The sequence below is a fragment of the Aliidiomarina shirensis genome (genome assembly GCF_003987345.1).
Taxonomy (GTDB): Bacteria; Pseudomonadota; Gammaproteobacteria; order Enterobacterales; family Alteromonadaceae; genus Aliidiomarina; species Aliidiomarina shirensis.
In genome coordinates this window covers 505,803-529,061 of the sequence record NZ_PIPP01000001.1, presented here as the reverse complement: position 1 = coordinate 529,061, position 23,259 = coordinate 505,803, and the positions used below count along the sequence as shown (strand labels likewise).

Annotated in this window: 18 protein-coding genes; 15 read left to right on the top strand and 3 right to left on the bottom strand. The window is 45.3% G+C overall.

Features of this window, described 5'->3' with window-relative positions; genetic code table 11:
* Window positions 1-26: 26 nt before the first annotated feature.
* The 3 genes from CWE13_RS02365 (at window position 27) to CWE13_RS02355 (ending at window position 2,365) form a co-directional block, all read left to right on the top strand.
* Entirely contained in the window at window positions 27-233 is a 207-nt protein-coding gene (locus CWE13_RS02365; protein ID WP_126805725.1) for a DUF3185 family protein, read from the top strand.
* 87 nt (window positions 234-320) lie between these two features.
* Window positions 321-1,193 carry an AAA family ATPase gene (locus CWE13_RS02360; RefSeq protein WP_126805724.1) on the top strand — a complete coding sequence of 291 codons (873 nt, stop codon included), beginning with the start codon at window positions 321-323 and terminating at the stop codon, window positions 1,191-1,193.
* Between the two features lie 5 nt (window positions 1,194-1,198).
* A complete protein-coding gene (locus CWE13_RS02355; RefSeq protein ID WP_126805723.1) occupies window positions 1,199-2,365 on the top strand; it encodes a vWA domain-containing protein in 1,167 nt (388 codons plus the stop codon).
* Between the two features lie 25 nt (window positions 2,366-2,390).
* Here the strand turns inward: CWE13_RS02355 and CWE13_RS02350 are convergent, their stop codons facing one another.
* Both CWE13_RS02350 and CWE13_RS02345 read right to left on the bottom strand, forming a co-directional pair.
* Window positions 2,391-3,200 (bottom strand): TlpA disulfide reductase family protein, encoded by an 810-nt coding sequence (locus CWE13_RS02350; RefSeq protein ID WP_126805722.1) that lies wholly within the window; start codon window positions 3,198-3,200, stop codon window positions 2,391-2,393.
* A 41-nt stretch (window positions 3,201-3,241) separates the two neighbouring features.
* Window positions 3,242-4,114, bottom strand: coding sequence for an MBL fold metallo-hydrolase (locus CWE13_RS02345; RefSeq protein WP_126805721.1), 873 nt, complete (start codon window positions 4,112-4,114; stop codon window positions 3,242-3,244).
* A gap of 186 nt (window positions 4,115-4,300) precedes the next feature.
* Here CWE13_RS02345 and CWE13_RS02340 point away from each other — a divergent pair, with 186 nt between their 5' ends.
* From CWE13_RS02340 to CWE13_RS02320, 5 genes are all read left to right on the top strand, one after another.
* On the top strand, window positions 4,301-5,704 hold the full coding sequence (locus CWE13_RS02340) for a cytochrome ubiquinol oxidase subunit I (RefSeq protein ID WP_126805720.1): 1,404 nt from the start codon (window positions 4,301-4,303) through the stop codon (window positions 5,702-5,704).
* On the top strand, window positions 5,701-6,708 hold the full coding sequence (cydB, locus tag CWE13_RS02335) for a cytochrome d ubiquinol oxidase subunit II (RefSeq protein WP_126805719.1): 1,008 nt from the start codon (window positions 5,701-5,703) through the stop codon (window positions 6,706-6,708). Before CWE13_RS02340 ends, cydB begins: the two co-directional genes overlap by 4 nt.
* On the top strand, window positions 6,695-8,386 hold the full coding sequence (locus CWE13_RS02330) for an ABC transporter ATP-binding protein/permease (RefSeq protein WP_126805718.1): 1,692 nt from the start codon (window positions 6,695-6,697) through the stop codon (window positions 8,384-8,386). The genes cydB and CWE13_RS02330 overlap by 14 nt, the downstream gene beginning before the upstream one ends.
* Window positions 8,376-10,031, top strand: coding sequence for an amino acid ABC transporter ATP-binding/permease protein (locus CWE13_RS02325; protein ID WP_198677877.1), 1,656 nt, complete (start codon window positions 8,376-8,378; stop codon window positions 10,029-10,031). The genes CWE13_RS02330 and CWE13_RS02325 overlap by 11 nt, the downstream gene beginning before the upstream one ends.
* 332 nt (window positions 10,032-10,363) lie before the next feature.
* A complete protein-coding gene (locus tag CWE13_RS02320; protein WP_126805716.1) occupies window positions 10,364-12,049 on the top strand; it encodes a putative bifunctional diguanylate cyclase/phosphodiesterase in 1,686 nt (561 codons plus the stop codon).
* On the opposite strand, the gene CWE13_RS02315 is transcribed toward CWE13_RS02320, so the two are convergent.
* Entirely contained in the window at window positions 12,032-12,904 is an 873-nt protein-coding gene (locus CWE13_RS02315) for a LysR substrate-binding domain-containing protein (RefSeq protein ID WP_126805715.1), read from the bottom strand. The genes CWE13_RS02320 and CWE13_RS02315 overlap by 18 nt on opposite strands.
* Before the next feature lie 161 nt (window positions 12,905-13,065).
* Between CWE13_RS02315 and CWE13_RS02310 the strand changes: the two genes are divergently transcribed.
* From CWE13_RS02310 to CWE13_RS02280, 7 genes are all read left to right on the top strand, one after another.
* The gene (locus CWE13_RS02310; RefSeq protein ID WP_126805714.1) at window positions 13,066-14,184 is read left to right on the top strand and encodes an S-(hydroxymethyl)glutathione dehydrogenase/class III alcohol dehydrogenase; all 1,119 of its coding nucleotides are present in this window, start codon (window positions 13,066-13,068) and stop codon (window positions 14,182-14,184) included.
* Window positions 14,185-14,265: 81 nt separating this feature from the next.
* Window positions 14,266-15,138: an S-formylglutathione hydrolase gene (gene fghA / locus CWE13_RS02305; RefSeq protein WP_126805713.1), complete on the top strand. Its 873-nt coding sequence runs from the start codon at window positions 14,266-14,268 to the stop codon at window positions 15,136-15,138.
* 210 nt (window positions 15,139-15,348) lie between these two features.
* Window positions 15,349-16,704 (top strand): MBL fold metallo-hydrolase, encoded by a 1,356-nt coding sequence (locus CWE13_RS02300; protein ID WP_126805712.1) that lies wholly within the window; start codon window positions 15,349-15,351, stop codon window positions 16,702-16,704.
* Between the two features lie 27 nt (window positions 16,705-16,731).
* Window positions 16,732-19,374, top strand: a complete 2,643-nt coding sequence (locus CWE13_RS02295; RefSeq protein WP_198677876.1) for a sensor domain-containing phosphodiesterase — start codon at window positions 16,732-16,734, stop codon at window positions 19,372-19,374.
* A 116-nt stretch (window positions 19,375-19,490) separates the two neighbouring features.
* Window positions 19,491-20,300, top strand: a complete 810-nt coding sequence (locus CWE13_RS02290; RefSeq protein ID WP_126805710.1) for an alpha/beta fold hydrolase — start codon at window positions 19,491-19,493, stop codon at window positions 20,298-20,300.
* Window positions 20,301-20,313: 13 nt separating this feature from the next.
* Window positions 20,314-21,264 carry a sensor domain-containing diguanylate cyclase gene (locus tag CWE13_RS02285; protein ID WP_126805709.1) on the top strand — a complete coding sequence of 317 codons (951 nt, stop codon included), beginning with the start codon at window positions 20,314-20,316 and terminating at the stop codon, window positions 21,262-21,264.
* A gap of 210 nt (window positions 21,265-21,474) precedes the next feature.
* Window positions 21,475-23,259, top strand: a complete 1,785-nt coding sequence (locus CWE13_RS02280; RefSeq protein ID WP_126805708.1) for a putative bifunctional diguanylate cyclase/phosphodiesterase — start codon at window positions 21,475-21,477, stop codon at window positions 23,257-23,259.

Genomic DNA, 23,259 nt, shown 5'->3' with positions numbered 1-23,259 from the left:
TAGAACAACTCAAAGGAGAAGTGTTCATGAATAAATTTGTATCACTCGCTATCTTAGTTGCTGGCTTAATTGTTCTTTATTTTGGGTGGCAGGAACGTGAATCTGCGTTAGGTCAGGCTTCGGAAGCAATTACTGGGCAACCAACTGATAATGCACTCTGGTTTTTAATTATCGGCGCAATACTTACTATTGTGGGTATCGGCGGTGTACTTACAGGCTTGAAGAAGAAATAACACAAGCTGTTTTTAGGATCTGCGATTAGCGCCATGATTTGTTATCATGGCGCTAATTTTTTGGGCGTTTGAAAAGTGAGAGATTGTATGGCAGTAAGTGATACCGGTAACCCAGAGCAACAGGGTTTTCAGAGTACAGAGAATTATATTGTATCCAATGAATTGGCCTTAGCGGTAAACGCAGCCGTTACTTTGCAAAAGCCACTCTTAATAAAAGGTGAGCCGGGCACAGGTAAAACTCGGTTGGCAGAAGAGCTTGCCCAATCATTGGATACTGAGTTACTGCGCTGGCACATAAAATCAACTACTAAAGCGCAACAAGGGTTGTATGAATATGATGCGGTTTCGCGCCTGCGTGATAGCCAACTTGGCAGCGAACGTGTGCACGATATCAGCAACTATATTAAGCCGGGCAAATTGTGGCAGGCTTTTACCGCAGAAAAGCGGCCGGTGCTATTGATAGATGAAATTGATAAAGCCGACATCGAGTTTCCAAATGATTTACTACATGAACTCGATCAAATGGAATTTCACGTATATGAAACTGGTGAACAAATAAAAGCAAAACAACGGCCGATTGTTATTATTACTTCGAATAACGAGAAAGAACTGCCGGACGCTTTCTTGCGCCGTTGTTTCTTTCACTACATTCGTTTTCCAGATGCCGAAACGCTGGCGGCAATTGTAGCTGTGCATTATCCCAACATTCAAAAGAAGCTGTTAGCCACCGCCTTGGAAGTGTTTTTTGATCTGCGAAACGTACCTAACTTGAAGAAAAAGCCTTCTACCTCGGAATTACTGGATTGGTTAAAGCTATTGTTGGTGGAAGATGTTTCGCCAAGTGAACTTGCAAACCAGCAGGGGGGCTTAATGCCAATGTTTGGCGCGCTTTTGAAGAATGAGCAAGATGTTGAGTTAGTGGAAAAACTGGCATTTATGTCGCGCCGGAGCTCGCGTTAAGCCTTATGCTGATTGAATTCTTTTTTCGTTTACGTGCGCACGGCCTAAAGGTAAGTATTACTGAGCTACTCGATCTCTTAAATGCGCTCGAGCAGCAGGTAATATTTGCCAATATCGATGATTTTTACTCCCTTTCAAGAATGATTTTGGTGAAAGATGAAAGCCAATATGATCGTTTCGATCGGGCATTCGCAGAGTATTTTGCAGGTGTGAATGAGGTTGATATTGCCGCTTCGATTCCAAAAGAGTGGCTTGCGAAGAGCTTGCAGCGACAACTGAGTGCTGAAGATAAGGAAAAGCTAAAAGCGCTTGGCGGCTTGGACGAGCTCTTGAAGCAATTTAATGAACGGTTAGCTGAGCAACAAAAACGCCATGCTGGTGGGAATAAATGGATAGGCACCGGCGGAACATCGCCTTTTGGTGCTTACGGTTACAACCCAGAAGGCATTCGTATTGGCCAAGAAGGCAGCAATGCGCGCCGGGCTGTGAAAGTTTGGGATAAACGTGAATTCGCTGATCTGGATACCGATGCGGAATTAAGCAATCGCAATATCAAGTTGGCACTGCGAAAGCTGCGCAAATTCGCCCGAACGGGTGCTGCGGATGAACTTGATTTGCCAGAAACTATTCGCGCTACCGGCAAAAAAGGTATGCTCGATTTAATGTGGCAACAAGAGCGCCACAATGCCGTAAAAGTGCTTATTCTATTCGATGTTGGTGGCTCTATGGACGATTACATCTATGAGTGCCAACAACTGTTCGCGGCCGTTCGTTCTGAATTCAAGCATTTGGAGTTCTTTTATTTCCATAACTGCGTTTATGAGGGCCTATGGAAAAGTAACCAGCGCCGGTTCAAAGAACAAACGCCGTTGCTTGAGGTGTTAAATAAATATGGTAGTGATTACAAGTTAATATTTGTTGGCGATGCCACCATGGGGCCATACGAAATTGCTTATCCTGGCGGCAGTGTTGAGCATTGGAATGAAGAGCCGGGAGAAGTGTGGATGCGGCGTTTACTGAATCATTATCCGAAAGCGGTATGGTTGAATCCGCAACCGGAAAATCGTTGGGATTACTATCATTCAGTGCAAATGATGCGTGAAATCATGCAAGGCCGCATGTTTCCGCTTACGCTCAGTGGTTTAGGCGATGCAATTAGTAAACTGCGCTAGCGCTTAGCCGCTAGCGCAGTGTTTATTACTCTGCTCGAATCTGTTCTATCGCTTGTTGTAGCCTTGCTGGCGAAAACTCACCGACATGAGTATCAATCAACATGCCATCGGCGTTAAAGAACAATGTAGTGGGCAACGCGAATGAACCAATTTCATTGCTTAATCGATTGTTATGATCAAGGAGCATATCGTTTAGGTTCAAGCCTTGTTCGGCCACAAAATCCAACACCTGCTGTTTACTATCCCCTTGGCTCACGGTAACGATGGCAACATCTGGCCATTTCGCTTGTGCATCTTCTAACAATGGCATTTCACGCACACAGGGTGGGCACCAGGTAGCCCAAAGATTAACAACCATAGGTTTTCCAAGATATTCACGGTTAAGATACACCGTGCGGTTATCTAAGGTTTCGAGCTGGACGTTGGGCACAAATAACTCACCGCCATAGCGATATTCGTGATAACCACTCATCGCGGCATAAGCGATAGCCCCCGATAAACAAGTAATAGCAAGCGGCTGCCAGATTTGACGATTGCGGCTAACCTCCCAAACAGCCATGAGTAAACCACCCACAACCCCAGCCCAAAGATCGAAGCCGCCATCGCGAATATTAATGATCTGCCACGGCGCTTCTGTGTAGAGTTCAAAATAACGAACAATAAAACTGATTCGGGCAACAATAATGCCTACAGCAAGCACATGAAATACGGAATCGCCAATAGCTATTTTATAGCGCTTGCCTACCAGCCATGCGGTAACCATGGTGATAATCACTGCTAAAATGAAGATGAACTGCAACATTCCCATTGCAAAGGGGCCAAGTGAAACTGACATAACGTACCTTTTTATTTTTATTGAAGTTTACATGGCCGTAATCATAATTGATTCAGCGGTATTTTTAAGTAAATAGTACCGTTATCCTCGGCAGGCGGCATTTTTCCTGCCCGTATATTTACTTGGATTGCCGGTAAAATAAGTTTTGGCATTGATAGTGTTGCATCCCGTTCTTCACGCATGCGCACGAACTCAGCTTCGCTAATGCCATCGCGCACGTGCTTATTTTTGCTACGTTGTTCAGCCACTGTGGTTACGTATTCATGCTCGCGGCCTTCCGGTGGGTAATCATGGCAAATATAAATCTTTGTATCGGTGGGGTAGCTTAGTAGGGCTGTAATTGATTGATATAAGGTATGCGCACTACCGCCGGGGAAATCGCAACGAGCAGTTCCTACATCAGGCATAAACAGCGTATCGCCCACGAACATCGCTTCATTATTTACTAAATACGTTAAATCCGCCGGGGTGTGGCCAGGTGTGTGGATTACTTTAAAGGTTAAGCTACCAACAGTGAATTCGTCGCCATCATCGAATAGTGCATCGAAATGGCTACCATTGGGTAAAAACTCTTTCTCGAGATTAAAAATAGCCTTAAAGGTTTTCTGCACCTGAGTAATTTGGCTACCAATCCCTATTTTCGCGTTTAGGTTATCGCGCAAATAAGGCGCTGCGGATAGATGATCAGCGTGAGCGTGGGTTTCAAGTATCCAGGGCACGGTTAGGTTTTTGCTTTTTACGAAGGCTAAAATAGCTTCTGCGCCAACGGTTGATGTGCGCCCTGATTTAGCATCGAATTCTAAAACAGGGTCGATGATAACGGCCAAATTGCCATCGTTTTCGTATACAACGTAGGAAAAGGTTTCGCTATCGTTGTCGAGGAACGCCTGTACTTGAAAACTCGTTTTGTTCATCTTAACTCCGTTGAATATTAGCAAAGGCTAATTTGTAAAGTTTTGCTGACATAAATATTAGCAATCTCTAATTTGCCATAGTTGCACGTTCTTTTAAACCTATTAAATCGGCGTATACTTCGTTATGCAAGAATAGTTGGCCAAAATATCCATTCACAATCCTACGTTGTAATGAGGAGCCCGACCATGGATTTAGATCCGCTCTTACTATCGCGAATCCAGTTCGCATTTGTTGTTTCCTTCCACGCAATATTCCCTGTTTTCACCATTGGCTTGGCGTCTTATATTGCTGCGCTTGAGGGGCTTTCTTGGAGGACACAAAATCCAGTATGGGAACGCTTATCAAGGTTTTGGATTCAAGTGTTCGCTGTTGTGTTCGGAATGGGCGTGGTATCCGGTATTGTAATGGCGTTCCAGTTTGGTACCAACTGGAGTAACTTCGCATACGCGGGCGCAAATTTTCTGGGGCCAGTTTTGAGCTATGAAGTGGTTACTGCATTCTTTTTAGAAGCTGCTTTCCTCGGGGTTCTGCTGTTTGGGCGCGGAAAGGTTCCACAAGGTGTACATTTCTTTGCGGCAGTAATGGTCGCCCTTGGCACCTTTATTTCTTCGTTCTGGATTCTATCTGCGAACAGTTGGATGCAAACTCCGGGCGGATACGAACTGCGTGAGGGCATGGTGCATGTTACCAGCTGGTCCGATGCAATTTTCAATGCCAGCTTATGGCCACGGTTTTTCCACATGGCATTGGCATCGTTTCTAACCGGCGGTTTTGTTGTTGCTGGTGTAAGTGCTTGGTATTTGCTTCGTAAAAAGGATGTTGAAGTGCATAAGCGAGCGCTTTCGATGTCGCTATGGTTGCTGCTGTTTATCGCGCCAGCGCAAGTTGTTGTTGGCGACATTCATGGTCTGAATACTTTTGAACACCAACCTACCAAAGTGGCGGCAATGGAAGGCGTTTGGGAAACTGAACGTGGAGCACCGCTGCTATTGTTTGCTATTCCAGATCAAGAAGAGCAAACCAATCATTTTGAAATAGGAATTCCTCGCCTTGCCAGTTATATCTTAACCCATGATTGGGATGGTGAAGTTCAAGGCTTGAATGAAGTGCCGCGTGGTGAGCAGCCTCCGGTGGCGATTGTGTTTTGGGCGTTTCGAATCATGGTTGGGATTGGCATCTTAATGGTGTTGTTCGCGTTTGCTGGATTAATATTACGCCGCAAAGAGGCATACGCGCGCACCGCTTGGTTCTTACAGGGATTACGCTTAATGGCGATCAGCCCATTTATAGCGGTGCTTGCGGGTTGGTTTGTTACCGAGGTAGGGCGTGCGCCTTGGCTAATCTATGAGGTAATGACCCATGCTCAAGGCCTTACTCCTTCGTTAACCGGAGGCATGGCGCTATTTACCTTGGTTGGCTACATCTTGGTGTACTCAGTGGTGTTTGCCGCTGGTTTATATTATCTGATGCGCGTATTGCGAGTAGGTGTTGCACCCGAGCATGAAATGACCACAGCGGAAAACTATCATCGCGCAAAACGCCCATTATCTGGAGCGAGCGCATCTTGGGAAGAGGAGCCGCAACAATGAGTGAACCTATCTTTGATTTAACCATTATTTGGGCAGGAATTATCGCGTTTGGCGTGATTATGTATGTGTTAATGGATGGTTTTGATTTAGGGCTTGGCGTGCTGTTTCCTTTCGCCCCAAGTGAAGAAGCCCGCGATGTAATGATGAACTCCGTAGCCCCCGTCTGGGATGGTAATGAAACTTGGCTGATTCTCGGTGGAGCAGGGTTACTTGCAGCGTTTCCATTGGTGTACGCCGTATTTTTGCCTGCATTATATATAGGTGTGTTTCTGCTTTTAGCGGGTTTAATCTTTCGAGGTATCGCCTTTGAATTTCGTTTTAAAGCACGCACCTCGAAGTATCTGTGGAATTGGTCATTTGCTATCGGTTCAACAGTTGCAGCCTTTGCGCAAGGTGCTGTGGTGGGTGCCTATATTCAAGGCTTCAATGTTGAGAATATGGCGTACGTGGGCGGCGCATTTGATTGGCTGACGCCCTTTACGGTGATGACAGGCCTTGGTTTAGTGGCCGGTTATGCATTGCTAGGTGCTACGTGGCTGATTCTTAAATCGGAAGGCGATATTCAGCAATGGGCATTTAAAATCACCCCATACCTGTTAATTGCAGTATTGGTGATTTTTGCAGCCATTAGTGTGTGGACACCATTCGTTGATGCTTTCGTTGCCGAACGTTGGTTCAGTGGTATTAGCTATATTTGGTTGTTCCCAGTGCTCACATTGCTGAGTGCGGCTTGGCTTGTGCGCGCGCTTTTTCAGCGGCGAGATGGCACGCCGTTTGTAGCTACCATGAGTATGTTTATCTTTACCTACTTAGGCCTACTGGCCAGTAAGTTCCCGTACGTAGTGCCACCTGATTACACGTTATGGGATGCTGCATCGGCACACGAATCGCAGTTGTTCTTACTCCTTGGTTTATTGTTCGTGATTCCAATTGTTTTGGTATATACCGCGTGGACATATTGGGTGTTCCGGGGCAAGGTTACCGCGAACGTTGGCTACCATTAAAAAAGAAAGGCCGTTCGCGGCCGAAAAACGCTATCTTGCAACGTTAGGAGCGGCCACCGGCCGCTCTTTGTTGTGGGCGAAGCTGTTTGGTAGCGTGCAGGCATTGGCGTTAGTTGTGCAAATGGGTTGCTTTGCTTGGCTCGTTTATGCGGTATTAAAAAATAGTACGCTAGCGGAAATCTGGCCAATAGGATTGTTAGCCTTCGCTGCTATCGTAGTGCGTAGTGTATCGGGTTGGCAATTCCAACGAAATTCATTGTTAGCGGCAGATAAGGCTCAAGACGCGGCCCGCTTAGGATTGTTGCAGTACTGGCAATACCGAATGCATAACTTTGGTTGGCAACACTTACGCGAAGCCAGTGCAGCTAATGATTTGGTGGAGCCTGTGGCATCACTTTCGGGGTATTATGCCCGGTTCCGCCCGCAAATCTGGTTGGCGATCTGGCAGCCTTTGTTGATTCTTGTAGTTGTGTTTTATCTTGATTGGCTCGCGGGTTTATTTCTCTTACTCAGTGCACCTTTAATCCCTCTTTTTATGGCGCTTGTAGGTATGGGCGCTGAGCGTGTTCATCAGCAACAAGCGATTGCTGTGCAGCGTTTAGCAAGTTTATTTATCGATCGCGTACGCAATCTAACCTTATTGTTTCTTATGCAAAAGCTACCGATGGCGGAGAAACAAGTAGCGGCCGCTAGTGATGAATACCGAGCGCTAAATATGCGCACGTTAAAAGTGGCATTTTTATCTTCGGCTGTGCTCGAATTCTTTGCTGCTATCGCCATCGCTGCAATAGCTATTTACATTGGTTTTTCATTGTTAGGGTATTACGAAGTAGGGCCTGGGGCTGAACTTACCTTATTCTCTGGTTTATTTATTTTGTTACTCGCGCCAGAATTTTTTCAACCGATACGGTTACTTTCTCAGTTTTATCACGACCGGGCAGCAGCCTTAGGCGCAGCCTCGATATTGGCTTCGCAAAGTGTTAGTGGAGACACCCAAGAATTTAGACCCCAACCCATGCCTAAGCCGCCAGAGTATCTTTTCAATACACCTGAATTTGTTTTTACGTATGCCAATCGTAAACAAGAAATTGTTATTCCAGCACTGCACCTCAAACAAGGTGAAACGCTTCTATTGCAAGGGCCATCGGGTGTGGGTAAGAGTACAGTGTTACAGCTCATTGCGGGGCTATTACCTGGGTTTCCTCGCGATGATAAGAATACACACGCGAACATTGCCTACGTGCCACAAAGCCCTTGGTTAATTTACGGTAGCATTGCTGAGAACCTGCGTTTGTTCGCGCCTTTGGCAAGTGAATCTGATTTACAAAAGGCAATGCAAACCATGGGTTTAGCACCTTTGTTAACACGTTTGCCTCAGGGGTTAAGTACAGTGATTGGTGAAGGGGGCGCAGGTGTATCGGGTGGTGAGGCTAAGCGCTTGTGTATGGCTCGTTGGTTGGTGGCCATAGCGGCCGGTTTTAAACCGCAAATTCTACTATTCGATGAACCTACGGCCGCGCTCGATAGCGAATCGGCCACCTACATTGTTGCAGCTATCAAAACGCTGCAAAAAGATGGAGTTACAATGGTGATCGCTAGCCATAGTGATGATTTCACCAGCCTTGCTGATCGATGTGTGCAATTTGCTTTGCCGCTTGGAGGGCCAGATGCCATCTAATCCTCGAAACAGCAATAGAAAAGCCAACCTAGCGGTGTTTTATAAGGGGTTGCAGCAGGAGCGAAAACGTTTATTGCTGGGCTTTGCATGTATGTTGGTTACTGCCGCAGCTGGCGTTGCGTTATTAACACTCTCGGGCTGGTTTATAACCGCATCGGCGCTTACCGGGCTTGCCACGGCAGCGGGTGTTTTGGTGTTGTTTGATATTTTTACGCCGGGAACCGGTATTCGTGTGTTTGCTTTGCTGCGAACAATAGGGCGCTATTTCGAGCGAATCTTTCATCATGATGCCGTTTTACGTGTGCAAGCACGTTGGCGAGTTGCGCTGTTTAAAACTTTAGGTGCGCAAAAACCAGAACACTTTACCAAGTTGCGCACAGGCACGATTTTACAAAGGCTCACGCAAGATTTAAATACACTCGATGCGCTGTATTTGCGGCTATTGGCACCCCCCGTGATCGCTGCTTTGATGCTCGGTTTAGTATTTACGTTAATTCTGTTAATGAGTTGGCAAGTGGCGCCAGGGCTTTTGTTGGTAGTGGCTGTAATTTTCCCATTGCTTTGGTTGTTAGCGGTACCTGTTGCTCGCAAACTAGGAGAACAGCACGGCCGCAGCGAGTTGCAAACCAGTGCTCGCTTTCGTCAGCAAAGTATGGATTTCTATGAAGGGTTCGCTGAAATTTACGGCGCCGGCAGGCTGCCTGAGTATGCTGAGAACCTCCGCAATATCGGCAGCCAAGTAAATCAACACCAACATCGTCGGTTATCGCGCATGGCGGCCGTAGAAAACGTAATTTTATTGGTATCGCAAAGCTTAGCTTTGCTGATATTACTATGGGGATTAAGCGCTTATTTAGCAGGGCAACTTAGTTTGCCCGTAGTGGTAATGCAGGCCTTAGCGATATTGGCATTGGCGGAGGTATTGCTCCCTCTAGCCGAGCAATCAAGCCAGGCTGGCTTAGTTGATGAGGCCGCTGCTCGTATTGAAGATCTGCAAACGCCTTTACCGGCTGAGGTGATGAGCGGCTTTGCGCTACGTGATATTGAACTACCCATTAAAACAGGTGAAATGACTGCGGTTATAGGTAGCTCTGGCTCCGGTAAAAGTAGCCTCGCTCAGGTATTTGCAGGTATTCGGGAAATTGCTGGAATTCATGTTTTTATTGAAGGCGCAGGGAGCACAGGCGCGATATCGCTTGCGAACCCTACTTGGCTCAACGAGTTGGGGTATGTTCCACAAGCTAATTTAGTGCTAGCCGGCACAATAGCAACCAACTTACGTATCGCTGCACCTCATGCTGATGAATCAATGCTTTGGCAGGCTTTAGATTTCGCGGCACTTGCGAATGAGGTTAAGGCAATGCCAGAACAATTGGAAACATGGGTAGGAACTGCGGGAATGGCGCTTTCTGGTGGCCAAGCGCGGCGTTTAATGTTGGCCCGCTTATATTTGCAAAATACACCGGTAGTCATTCTTGATGAACCTTTTACTGGCCTTGATAAACATACGGCGAGTATAGTTCAGGCAAACCTACAGAACTGGTTAGCCGGCCGAACATGTTTGCTGTTAGCGCACTCTCGCGAAGCGCTGCCGGAAGCAAGTAGCTATTGGCAGATAGAAGGCCAGCAATTAATTCGGCTTTAAATCGGTTGTTTATTATTTCATTTGATTCCTTCAGGCGGCTTCCTCAATTACAGCCTGAGTTGCCGCCGGCTAAATTCCAAGCAATTCAATAACCCCTTTAATTTAGATCAACTTTATTTTGCTTGTAGTGTTAGCGCTACAACCTTATAGGTACTACACTGTGAAAATCTTTACTTTCTTACCCTGCGCTTAATAACGTTATGTTTTATAAGCATATACTTTTTAAACACATCGGTTGTGAACTTTAGCTGGGTAAGCCATCCTCTATTTGCTCATACCGATCATTTGTTGTGAACCACCTCTAGTGGTGGCAAATAAGGCCTTATCGATACATGAAACAGGGATCAAATTCCAAAATTGGACCAAAGGCGCAGCAAACCACGTGGTTACGTAACGTCGTCGATAATCTCTTTGATGCGATTGTAGTAACCGATTTGAAAGGTACTATCATCGATTTTAATCAATCTGCGCAGCTTATGTTTGGTTACCATCCGCGCGATGTGATTGGCAAAAATGTATCTATTTTAATGCCGAGTTCCTTAGCAGTTCAGCATCATCAATATATGCAAAACTCTCAGCTTGGCTCTGGGCCTCGTGTTCTCGGGCGGTTGCGTGAGCTAGAGGCAAAACACAAAGACGGATCCCTGTTTCCTGTCACCATTGGTTTAAATGAAGCTGAGTGGTTGGGTGAGCCCTGTTACATTGGCTCTATTCGAGATATTTCAGAGCGCCGCGAAGCCGAGCACACCATTGAAAGCCTTTCTATGTTTGATCCGCTGACAGGGCTTCCAAACCGAACGCACTTTATAAAGCTGATGCAGCATCAATTGCACTATAGCAATGTGCGTGTTGTGGCAATTAACATGGATTTTTTCAACCGTATCAATATTTCTGCCGGTGAAGCGGAAGGGAATCAGGTATTGAAAGTAATCGCGGCGCGCCTCAGCTATTTAATTTCTGATTACCGCGGTGTTCTTGCGAAAGATATTGAAGATCGGTTTTGGATTGGCTTGGAGATTTCAGAAAAAGATAATACTGGCTATAACCAAGAACGAATGCGTCGGTTACTGGCGGTTCTGCGCGAGGAAATTATTATCAATGGCCACCATTATCGGCTCACCGCAAGTATTGGGGTTGCCAGTATGGAGCAAGGTGGAAGTGCGTCGGAGGTGGTTGCTCATGCAGAAACAGCCGTTCATCAGGCGAAATCAAAAGGGCGTGATCAATTTTCGGTGTACCGCCGAATTATGACAGCACAAGTTATTAGCGAATTTAAATTAGAACAACAGCTACGCCGCGGCATACAAAGCAACGAAATTGAATGCTGGTTACAGAGTAAAGTAGATGACAACGGTAACGTTATTTCCGCTGAAGCATTGGCACGCTGGCGACATCGCGGCAAAATTATTAGTCCAGATAGCTTTATTCCATTGGCGGAGCGCTTAGGACTCATTAACGATATTGGCGAGATTATTGCCGGCTACGTTGCGTGTTGCATTCGCGAGGCCCGGAAGCGTATTCCGAATTTCCAAATCGCAATGAATGTTAGCCCTCGGCAATTTATGCATGAGGATTTCGTTACCAAGCTATGCCTTGCATTTTCTCAGGAACAGGCTCCATTGGCAGGTTTGGTAATTGAAATCACTGAAAATTTATTGATACATGATATCGACGAAGTTAATGCCATCATGGAACAGTTAGCGGCTAAAGGCGTACAGTTCTCAGTGGATGATTTTGGCACCGGTTATTCCAATCTGAAGCGGTTGCAGTGGATTCCCGTAAGCGAACTAAAAATTGATCGCCAGTTTGTTGAAAACGGCATGGATGGTGGGCGAGGGCAAGCCTTGCTTGATACCATTATTATGATGAGCCAAAGCCTTGGAATGACGACGGTGGTAGAGGGTGTTGAAACGCAAGATCAGTTTGAACACCTGAAAAACAAGGGCATTACGCAATTTCAGGGCTACTTGTTTCATCGCCCTGAGCCTATGAGCACGTGGTTAGAGGCGCTTCACTAGGAACTCAACTAAGTGCCGAACTTTTGCTGAAAGATGCCTATTTTGCGGATAAACAGCCCAAATACCATCATCTGGCATTCGAGAACCTTCTAATACCATGGTTAATTTTTTGTCAGCCACGGCTTGTTTTACATAATAGTCAGGTAACTGGGCTAAACCTAGCCCGCGTAAAGCAGCATCAAGTAGCGTTGGGCCGCTATTGCAGCGCAGCCTACCTTGCGGGCGAAACAAAAACGGCTTTCCTTGTTCATTAAGTATTCGCCACCCATCGACACTGCCGAGTAAGCATTGATGTTGGGATAACTCGGCTGGCGTTTGCGGAGTGCCGTGCTGTGCTAAATAATCAGGTGCAGCAACGATATGTTGGGTTCGTGAACTCAACCGGCGTGCTATAAGTGATGAGCTTTCTAATTGACCTAAACGCACGGCAAGATCAAAGCTACCCTGAATGAGATCGAGTTTAGTGTTGGTGAGTTGCAGATCGAGTTCCACTTCGGGATATTCAACTAAGAATTGATTGAGAAGAGGGGCTAGGTGGTATTCTCCGTAGTAAACCGGAGCTGTGATCTTAATAAGCCCTCTGGGTGTAGCTTTAAGGTTCGTAATACTGCGATTTGCTTCATCGAGGCTACTCACGAGGTTTCGGCAATGCTGTAGATATAAGGTACCTTCTTCCGTGAGGCTTACACGGCGTGTCGACCGATATAGCAACTTAATATCCAGCCGCGCTTCAAGTTCGCTAATATTGCGGCTTACTTGAGCTACTGATATATCGAGGTAGCGAGCCGCCTCGGTGAAACTACCCGTATCGGCTACGGCGGCAAATTCACTAATTCCTTGCCAAATTTTTGTCATGGCGCCTCTCGATACCGTTTGTTTAAAAGAAAGAATGTGAGCCTGAGCGTTCTATTATTGCATAAATGAAAAAGTAAATTTAGTTAATTGCTATTATCATTCAATCAGAAACAATTAGAATTGCAGCATACATTTATTTAATGAAATACAAGGAATCAACTATGGATACTATTAAAACACGTGCAGCGGTTGCTTGGGGCCCAGGTGAGCCGCTTACCATTGAAGAAGTTGATTTAATGCCACCGCAAAAAGGTGAAGTGTTGGTGCGAATTGTGGCTACCGGCGTATGCCATACGGATGCGTACACACTGTCGGGTGCCGATCCTGAAGGTATTTTTCCTGCGATTTTGGGCCATGAAGGCGCGGGTATTGTTGAAGCTATTGGTGAGGGCGTTACGTCTGTTGAAGTAGGTGATCATGTTATCCCTTTGTATACACCAGAATGCGGCAAATGTAAGTTTTGTACTTCCGGAAAAACCAATCTGTGCCAAGCGATTCGCGCAACCCAAGGCAAAGGCGTAATGCCAGATGGCACCACACGATTCTCAAAAGATGGCCAGCCTATTTATCACTATATGGGCACATCTACCTTTGCAGAACGCACTGTAGTTCCTGAAATATCGTTGGCAAAAATCAGCAAAGAAGCGCCCCTGGAGAAAGTTTGTTTATTAGGATGTGGTGTGACAACCGGTATGGGTGCTGTGAAAAATACCGCCAAGGTAGAAAAGGGCGATACAGTTGCTATATTTGGCTTAGGCGGGATTGGCCTTTCAGTAATTATCGGAGCAGTAATGGCGGGGGCTAGCCGAATTATTGCCATTGATATTAACGAATCTAAATTTGATATTGCGAAAAAATTGGGTGCTACTGAGTGTGTTAATCCGAACGATTATGATAAACCGATTCAAGAAGTAATCGTTGAAATGACCGATGGCGGTGTGGATTATTCATTTGAATGTATTGGTAACGTAAAAGTTATGCGTTCAGCATTAGAGAGCTGCCATAAAGGTTGGGGTGAATCAGTGATTATCGGGGTTGCCGGCGCTGGTGAAGAAATTTCCACGCGGCCATTCCAATTGGTTACTGGGCGAGTATGGCGCGGTAGTGCATTTGGTGGTGTGAAAGGGCGCACGCAGTTGCCAGATTATGTAAACCGCTATCTTGCCGGTGAATACGAACTAGATACTTTTATTACCCATACCATGGGTTTAGAAGATATCAATAAAGCGTTTGATTTAATGCACGAAGGTAAATCAATTCGTAGCGTTATTCACTACTAAGCGCTAGGCGTGTTTAGTACGCACGAAAGGAAAATGCCTTTCGTGTAACGATACTTGATTTTCCGGCATATGGAGAGGTAAATGGCTTTTTTTACGGGTAATGCGAATGTTGAGTTAAAAGACCAGAAAAAAGTGTTTGGCGGACAGCAATTACGTTTTCGCCATGCATCAAACACACTGCAATGTGATATGGATTTTTCTGTGTTTTTACCGCCACAAGCTGAAGTAGGCAAAGTTCCAGCGGTATATTGGTTATCAGGGCTCACGTGTACCGATGAAAATTTTTCCAGTAAAGCTGGCGCTCAACGTGTAGCAGCTGATCTCGGTGTGGCGCTCATCATTCCGGATACCAGCCCGCGTGGCGAGGGTGTGCCAGATGATCCCGATGGTGCTTACGATTTTGGTTTAGGTGCTGGTTTCTATGTGAATGCAACGGAAGCACCTTGGGCTAAACATTATCAAATGTATGATTACATTGTGGATGAATTGCCTAACTTAGTAGAAAGTGGTTTGCCTGTTAGCGATGCGAGGGCTATTAGTGGTCATTCGATGGGTGGCCATGGTGCGCTTGTGATTGGTTTACGTAACAGTGAGCGCTATAGCTCGATATCTGCTTTTTCGCCGATTGTGAATCCAATCAATTGCGCGTGGGGCAAGAAAGCTTTTGCGGGTTATCTAGGTTCTGATGAGCGCAAATGGCGGCAATATGATGCATCAGTATTGTTGCAGGAACGCGATAACCGTAGCCACGATATTCCGCCAATTTTAGTGGATCAAGGTGATGCGGATAACTTTTACCCGGAGCAATTGCGAACCGAAACATTAATAGCCGTTAATACTGAAACCAGTGCTGGCGCTAAGATTCGGTTTCAAGAAGGGTATGATCACAGCTATTACTTTATTGCCAGTTTCATTGAGGAGCATTTACGTTTTCACGCGAGCAACTTGCGGTAGTTAGCGTATAGAATGTTTGGAACGCTAAAAAGTATGTTGGATTTGGAAGGCGAGCAGGTTATCTGCTCGCCTTTTTTATTTTTTCGACAAAACACTTTCTTGGCGAAACAGATTATCGATCTGCGGAAACTTTGTGCAAAAACAATAAAACTTAAGTGTTTGCAGCTATAGTTATAGAAGTATTGTGTCTTTTAGTAGGGAATAGAAATAATGCGCGTTGTGTTTTTAGGTGGAACAGAAACGGTTACCGGTTCAAAGTATTTGGTAGAAACGGAAACCACTCGTATTCTGGTTGATTGCGGCCTTTTTCAAGGCTACAAATGGTTGCGGCGCCGGAACTGGCAACCATTACCGCTCGATATTGCGAATGTTGATGCGGTTATTCTCACGCATGCGCATCTGGATCACTCAGGCTATGTTCCAGTTCTCTACAAACATGGCTTTCGCGGGCCAGTATATGCTCACCATGCTACCGTAGATTTAGCTTGGGTGTTATGGACAGATTCGGGCCGTATTCAAGAAGAAGATGCTAAGTATCTAGGTAAACATAAACTAAGCAAACACGAAAAACCGGAACCTCTATACACCGAAGAACAAGCCGATAAGGCCCACAAATTATGCCGCCCTGTTGCATTTAAAACACAGTTTCAAGTAGGTGATATCACTATTGAGTTGAATCCAGTAGGGCACATTCTTGGGGCCGCAAGCGTGGTTGTTGAAGCCGAAGGCAAGCGTATTGGGTTTTCCGGTGATGTAGGCCGAAGCAACGATCTGTTGATGTTGCCGCCCCAGCCTATGCCGCCGGTTGATGTGTTGTTGTTGGAATCAACGTACGGAAACCGTTTGCATGAAAATACCGATCCGATGCAAGAATTGGTCGAAGTAATCAGTGATACAGCAAAGGCTGGTGGTGTATTGCTAATTCCAAGTTTTGCTGTTGGCCGAGCGCAGTTGGTACAGCACTTAATTGTAAGTTTGATGGATAGCGGCCAAATCCCGCGTATGCCGGTGTTTCTTGATAGCCCTATGGCTATAAGGGTTTCTGATATCTACCGGCGACACAACGAACATCACCGTTTAACGGCAGAACAGTGTGCGCGTTCTGAACAACTGGTTGAGTATACAAAAAGTATTGATGATTCAAAGGCAATTGCTGAACAGAAAGGGCCGCATATCATCATTGCAGGCTCAGGTATGGCAACAGGCGGGCGAATTCTTCATCATTTTAAACATTGGTTGGGCGATCACCGCAGCACCGTTCTATTTAGCGGTTATCAGGCCGGTGGAACACGCGGTGCAAAAATGCTGCAAGGTGTTCAGCATATTAAAGTTCATGGTGAATGGTTGCCCGTTAAAGCTAAGATATGTTCGTTAGATGGGCTCTCTGCCCATGCCGATTATCAGGAGTTAGCCGATTGGCTTTCGCTATCGAAGTTAGCGGACACAACAAATATTCAGCTTGTGCATGGAGAGCCCGATACACTTGAAACTTTCCGGGATTTCCTTTTAGAAAACACCAAATTTGACGTTGATATTCCTGATTACATGAGTATCTTAAGAGTTTAACCGTACAAGCGCATGAGGCTATGTTTGATGGCACAAGCTTCTGAATTAATTATCTTGTTTTTGGTTATTGTCTGCTTAGTGGCATTAGCTGCTTGGTTATTTGTAAAAAACCGTAAACAAAATATTCTTTTAGAAAATGAAAAGAAAGTTCTCACGCTTGTAGCTCAGGATACTGAGCTACAAACAAAGCTTGATAATGTGTGTAAGCTAATTGAGCAACAAATTCCACACGCTCATTGCACGGTAATGATCCGAGATTTCAAAGCCCGCACGCTAAATGTGGTATCTAGCAATAGCTTTCCTGCCGAGTTTTCTGAGCAACTGCGGAATATACCGATTGGTGATGAAGGTGGTGCATGTGGGCTTGCCGTTGCAAGTGGTGAGGCCGTTATCGTTGCTGATATGTTGGCAGACTCTAGATTTGAAAGCTTTATTCCCCTCATTAATGAATACAAGTTACGTGCTTGCTGGAGTTTTCCGTTTAGTTCGAGTAAATCCGAAATTGCCGGCACCTTTGCGTTATATTTCCCGAGTAAACGAAAGCCGTGTGCCCGCGAACTACGATTAATACAGCAAACCCGCGAGCTTGTTGGCTTAGTATACACCCAACATTTGGAGCGTTTACGGCGAGAAGAGAGTGAGGAACATTATCGTTCTCTTCATACTTATAACCCAGAAGCCGTTTTTACCTTAGACACAAACGGATGCTTTGCGCAGATGAATGCTTCCGGTTTACGAATGTTAGAGCTCCCGGAAGAAACGGTACTAGGCCAGCATTATTCAGCTGTAGTGAAAGAAGAAGATAAAGAACGTACGGATAGTCATTTTCGTGCGGCGCTTCGAGGAGAAGCGCAACGCTACGAGATTCAAATCACCAGCCATTCTGGCGCGGTAATGGATCTTGATATCACCAACATGCCGATTGTTGTAAACGGCGACATTACCGGTGTTCATGGTGTTGCTACTGATATCACTCAGCATCGACGCGACCAAGAGCAGTTAAAAATTTTAGAGCGTAGCGTGGAGGCGAGCGTTAATGGCATTGTTATTGCCGATGCGAGGAAGCCAGGTTATCCATTGGTATACATTAATCCTGCATTTGAACGGATAACCGGCTATAGCCAAGAAGAAATGTTAGGTAGGAATTGTAAGGTATTACAGGGCGACGGAACCGATTCCCGAGCCATCGAGCAGATTCGTTCATGCTTGAGAAAAGAGCGTGATGTACAAACCACGATTCGCAACTATCGAAAAGATGGCTCACCGTTTTGGAATGACCTATATATTGCTCCAGTACGCGATAATAATGGTGTGCTAACGCATTACATTGGTATTCAAAATGATGTAACAGCGCGGAAAGAGCAAGAGGAAAAAGTGGCATGGCATGCCACCCACGATCCGCTAACGAGTTTACCCAACCGTTCTTTGCTTGAGGACAGATTAGAGCAAGCTTTTTTGTTTAGCCGCCGGTACAAAAAGAACTTAGCCATCATGTTTATTGATCTTGATGGTTTTAAACCGGTCAATGATTCTATGGGGCACAGTGTTGGCGATGCGCTCCTCAAAGCGGTTGCGGAACGTTTACGAGCAGCTATTCGAGACGGTGATACATTATCGCGGTTTGGGGGTGATGAGTTCGTAGTGGTGTTGCCAAATGCGGGTACTGTTGAGGATATCAACGAAATTGCGGAGCGCTTTTTATTTACCGTTGCTGAACCCTATAAAGTTGGCACGAAAGAACTCACATTAACCGCTAGTATTGGGGTTGCAGTGGGTGATGAAGCGTTAACCGAGCCACGGCTGCTTATTCAGCAAGCAGATATGGCGATGTATAAAGCAAAACGCCGCGGGAATGACAATTTTGAATGGTTTACCAGTGATATTAATGAAAAAGTAGAGCGCCATGTGTTGATGCGCCATGAAATTCAAGAAGCGCTGAAAAACGAGCAATTTTCGTTGGTTTATCAACCTATTTTCGATAGCAATAAACAAATTACCAGTGTTGAAGCGCTTCTGCGTTGGCATCACCCTGAGCAAGGGGTAATTTCACCTATTGAATTTATATCCTTAGCAGAACACACAGGACAAATTATTCCGTTAGGCCGCTGGGTTTTCGAACAAGTATGCCGAGATATGCCGGAGCTGCAAGCGCTCGGAATTCCAACCATTGCAGTGAATTTATCACCACTTCAGTTAAGCCGAAGCCGTTTTTGTAGCGATTTAGAGGTGATTTTAGATACCTATGGGGTGAGTCCAGAGCAGCTAGTGCTTGAAATTACGGAAAACGTTTTAGTAAGTGAACTTACCAACGCTTCTAGTATGCTCAATGAGCTCCATCGTATTGGCTTTAAGATTGCGATCGATGATTTTGGTACGGGGTACTCGAGCTTACGTTATTTACAAGAACTTCCTATTGATATTCTGAAAATAGATAAAAGTTTTGTAAACGATGTGGGTGAAGGGAAAAAATACGAAGGTATTACGCGCGCCATGCTCGCTATTGCGCAGGAGCTGCAACTCCGAGTGGTTGCTGAGGGCGTAGAAACGGAAGATCAGCTAACTTTCCTTAAGAATCATCATTGCCTGTACTTCCAAGGCTACTTGCTTGCTAAGCCTATGCCACTCACAAACCTCCAGAGCTTTCTTCAGAATCAATCTGTAAATGCTTAGAATCATTAAAATATCTGAAGAACTTTAGTTATAGTTAAGCGCGCTATGGTTTTTCTCGCTATTCTGTATTGATTAGCTACTATAGTATTTGCGACAACTGATGACCTAGGAGTTAAATGAACGTCAATACCGATATCATTAAACGAAACAACGTACGCATAGTTGGATCTGGTACCAAGGTACTTCTGTTTGCGCACGGTTTTGGCTGCGATCAGAATATCTGGAACGATACGGTTGCCGCTCTAAAAGGTGATTATCGCATTGTTCTCTTTGATTACGTAGGTGCCGGAAACTCTGATAAAGAAAGCTTTAGCAAAGCTCGATACAGTGAACTGCAAGGCTATGCACAAGACGTACTGGATATTATTCAGGCACTCGACCTGCAAGAAGTTACTTTAATCGGCCATTCGGTAAGTGGTGCAGTGAGTTACTTGGTATCGTTAGAAGCTTCGGAACGCGTTAAGCAAATAATAGCGATTAGCCCCTCATCATGTTACGTCAATGATGAATCATCAAACTATTACGGTGGATTTGATGAATCGGATATTCAAGAGCTGTTTGCTATGATGGAGCACAACTTTTATGAATGGGCTGGATTTCTAGCGCCGAGGGCAATGGATCAACCTGAACGCCCGGATCTTGGTGAGGTGTTAGCATCAAGCTTTCGTGCAAGTGATCCAGTGATATTGCGGAGTTTTGCGCGTGCCACATTCTTGTGCGATGTTCGCGCGTTGCTGCCAAGTGTGCACACGCCCGTACATCTTATTTATGGGAGTGCGGATATGGTGGTTCCTGATTCCGCAATTGAATATCAAATAAACCATTTACCGAATTGCACGGCAACAAAAATGGATTTTAGAGGGCATTATCCGCATGTAAGCGCACCGCACGAAATAGCCGTAGAAATTGAAAAGCACCTCAGATAAAAGGGTAGCCTAAATGACGAGTGTTGAATCAGTTGTTGGCGATATTGATCAATTACCTGCCGGTATTCTATATGTTGATTACTCTGGGGTGATTGTTGCGAGTAATCAGCGCTTTAACGAATGGGTAGGTTCTAATCATTCGTTAACTGGGAAGCATTTTAACGACGTGATATCAGGGGCTGGTCGTATCTTTAATCTTACTCATATTCAGCCAGCTCTGCAGAATACAGGCCACATTGAAGAAATGTTCCTGCACCTGAAATCGTCGAATAAAGAATTATTTTCTGTTGTTTTAAATGCGTATCGAAGCGATGCGTGTGATGTATTTGTATTTCTGCCAATGAAAAAACGCCAGCAATTTGAATCTGAACTTATGGCTGCGCGAAAAGAGGCCGAGGATGCTACTTTGGCAGCCAAAGAAGCTTTTCAGCACCTAGAAAAGGTTCAGGCGGAGCTGCAAGATAAGAATAATCAGCTCGAAGAACTGGCAAGCACGGATCCGTTAACGGGGTTACATAACCGGCGCTACTTTCAGAGTACGTTGGATCGAGAATTGGTGCATTTGCATGAAACAAATGAGCCGGTTTCACTAGTACTGATTGATATTGATCATTTTAAATCGATAAATGATACCCATGGCCATGATATGGGAGATCAAACGCTAGAGGCTTTAGGGGAACTGTTAACCGCGAACATGCGCCAATGTGAATATGTATCGCGTATTGGTGGTGAAGAATTTGCGGTAGTTCTTGCTCAGCAAAACGGGGAAGATGCCGTTCAGTTTGCTGAACGAATCCGCCGTATTGTGGAAAACGCTCGATTTCCAACAGGCCATGTTACGGTGAGCATTGGCGTAGCGGAAGCGCGAGTAGATGAAGGGGTACAAGGTTTATACATGAGAGCTGATACTGCTTTGTATGATGCCAAGGATGCAGGAAGGAACCAAGTTGTTCTCAGTCAATAGCGTGCAGGAGTTTTTTAACTATTAAAATAACGAAACAATTGTTTAGAGGGTTTTCCCTATATTTTTTTGGGTATTGCAGTTATTTGTTGAATCTAAAGGATATAAAAAGTATAGCTATAGTAATAACTTATAGATGGATGTTTCTAAATCTAGGTTAGTTCGGGTGTCTTCACTTTTCCGATATCTAGATTTTGTAGGTGATAGACAAATATGCCGAACGAAAGTGTAACTAATTCAGTTTTCCAAGCCCTTGCCGACGTGTTTACCGTTAGTGAGCAGGAAGGTTTTTTCGATATTCTTACTCAGCGGCTTGCTGAGATTCTCGCTGTGGAGCATGTTTTAATCGCCCGAGTAGATGAAGTCCAACATATTGCTATCGCGCGTTCTTTCTATTCGCTTGGCGAGCATCGCCACGATGTTCATTATTCGCTGGCGGGTACCCCTTGTGAAACTATTAATGAGCGTGCTCCTTGTATTTATGTTGCCGGCGTAGCGGAAAAATTTCCGAGCGATAAGATGCTGGTTGACCTCGGTATCGAGAGTTACTTAGGCTTTCCGATTATTGATCGAAATGGCGAGAAGCTTGGTTTAATTGCGATTATGGCAAATAAGCCGTTAGACAATGCTGATTTGTGCCGTGAGGTGCTGCGAATTGCTGGCGCGCAAGTAGGTTCAGAGTTACAGCGGCGAACGAATGAGCGAATAGTGCATGACCTTGCTTTTAAAGACCCAGTTACGGGTGGGCCTAACCGCCCAGCGTTTATGCAGGAAATTGAAGCGGAAATACGCAAAGCCGATGCAACGAAATTAGGTTTGAGTTTATTGGTGGTAAATATTCGCCGTTTTAAAGAAGTGAACGATACCTATAGCCATAGCATTGGTGATGAGCTATTAGCCGCTGTAGCGCAGCGGCTCCGATCGTTTTTGCAGGATAAAGATTTTGTAGCACGCTTTAGCAGCGATGAATTCGGTATACTTCTGCCAGAATCGCGACAGCAGGATTTACCACAAGCTATTGAGAACATTAAAGCGGCCTTTCACGATACCTTAACCGCCGGCGAGCGGCCCTTCAATATAGATGTACGTATCGGCGCAGCGCACTATCCATCAGATTCCGCGATGGTAGGCTCCTTACTTCAGCGTGCGAGTATCGCGTTAAACCACGCACGCACGGTAAGTACGCAAAGCCGAATTTATGATATATCGATGAGCCAAGAGTTATTGAATGAGCAACACATGCTTGAACGCCTTAAATTGGCGTTACAAGAAGAAACGCTAGAATTGTATTATCAGCCCCAGTTTGATGTGCGCACCGGTGCATTATGTGGCGCAGAAGCCCTGTGTCGGTGGAATGATGAAGAGCTTGGTGCAATTTCTCCAATACAGTTTATTCACTTGGCGGAAGAACGTGGCCTTATTCACTTGCTCGGTGATTGGGTGGTACGCACGGCCGTAGCGCAATTGCAAGAATGGTTGCGTGACTACGAGCCCTTTGAGGGAGCGCTTAGTGTGAATATTTCGGCTCGTCAGTTTGATGACCCGTTTATGGCAAATTACCTCATTGATAAAGTAAGCGATCTTCCGCGTGGTATGTTTGCAGTTGAGCTCACTGAAAGTATTATGATGCGCAATCCTCAGCAGGGTATGCAACAATTGCGGCGATTACACGAAGCTGGGTTTCGTATTGCGGTTGATGATTTTGGTACTGGGTACTCATCGCTTTCATATTTAACTCAGTTTCCTATTTCGCTACTTAAAATTGATCGTTCGTTTATTCAACACATGCGCCCAGGGAATCACCAGCACTCGATTGTTATGACAATTTTAGCGATGGCGAACGTATTAGGGCTTGATACGGTAGCAGAAGGCGTGGAAACTGTTGAACAAGAAAAGCTTTTGAAAGATATGGGTTGTTACTGTATGCAAGGTTTTTTAAGGGGTAAGCCAACCCCAGCAAAAGAATTTGCGGAACGCTGGTTGAACGTAAAACAATAA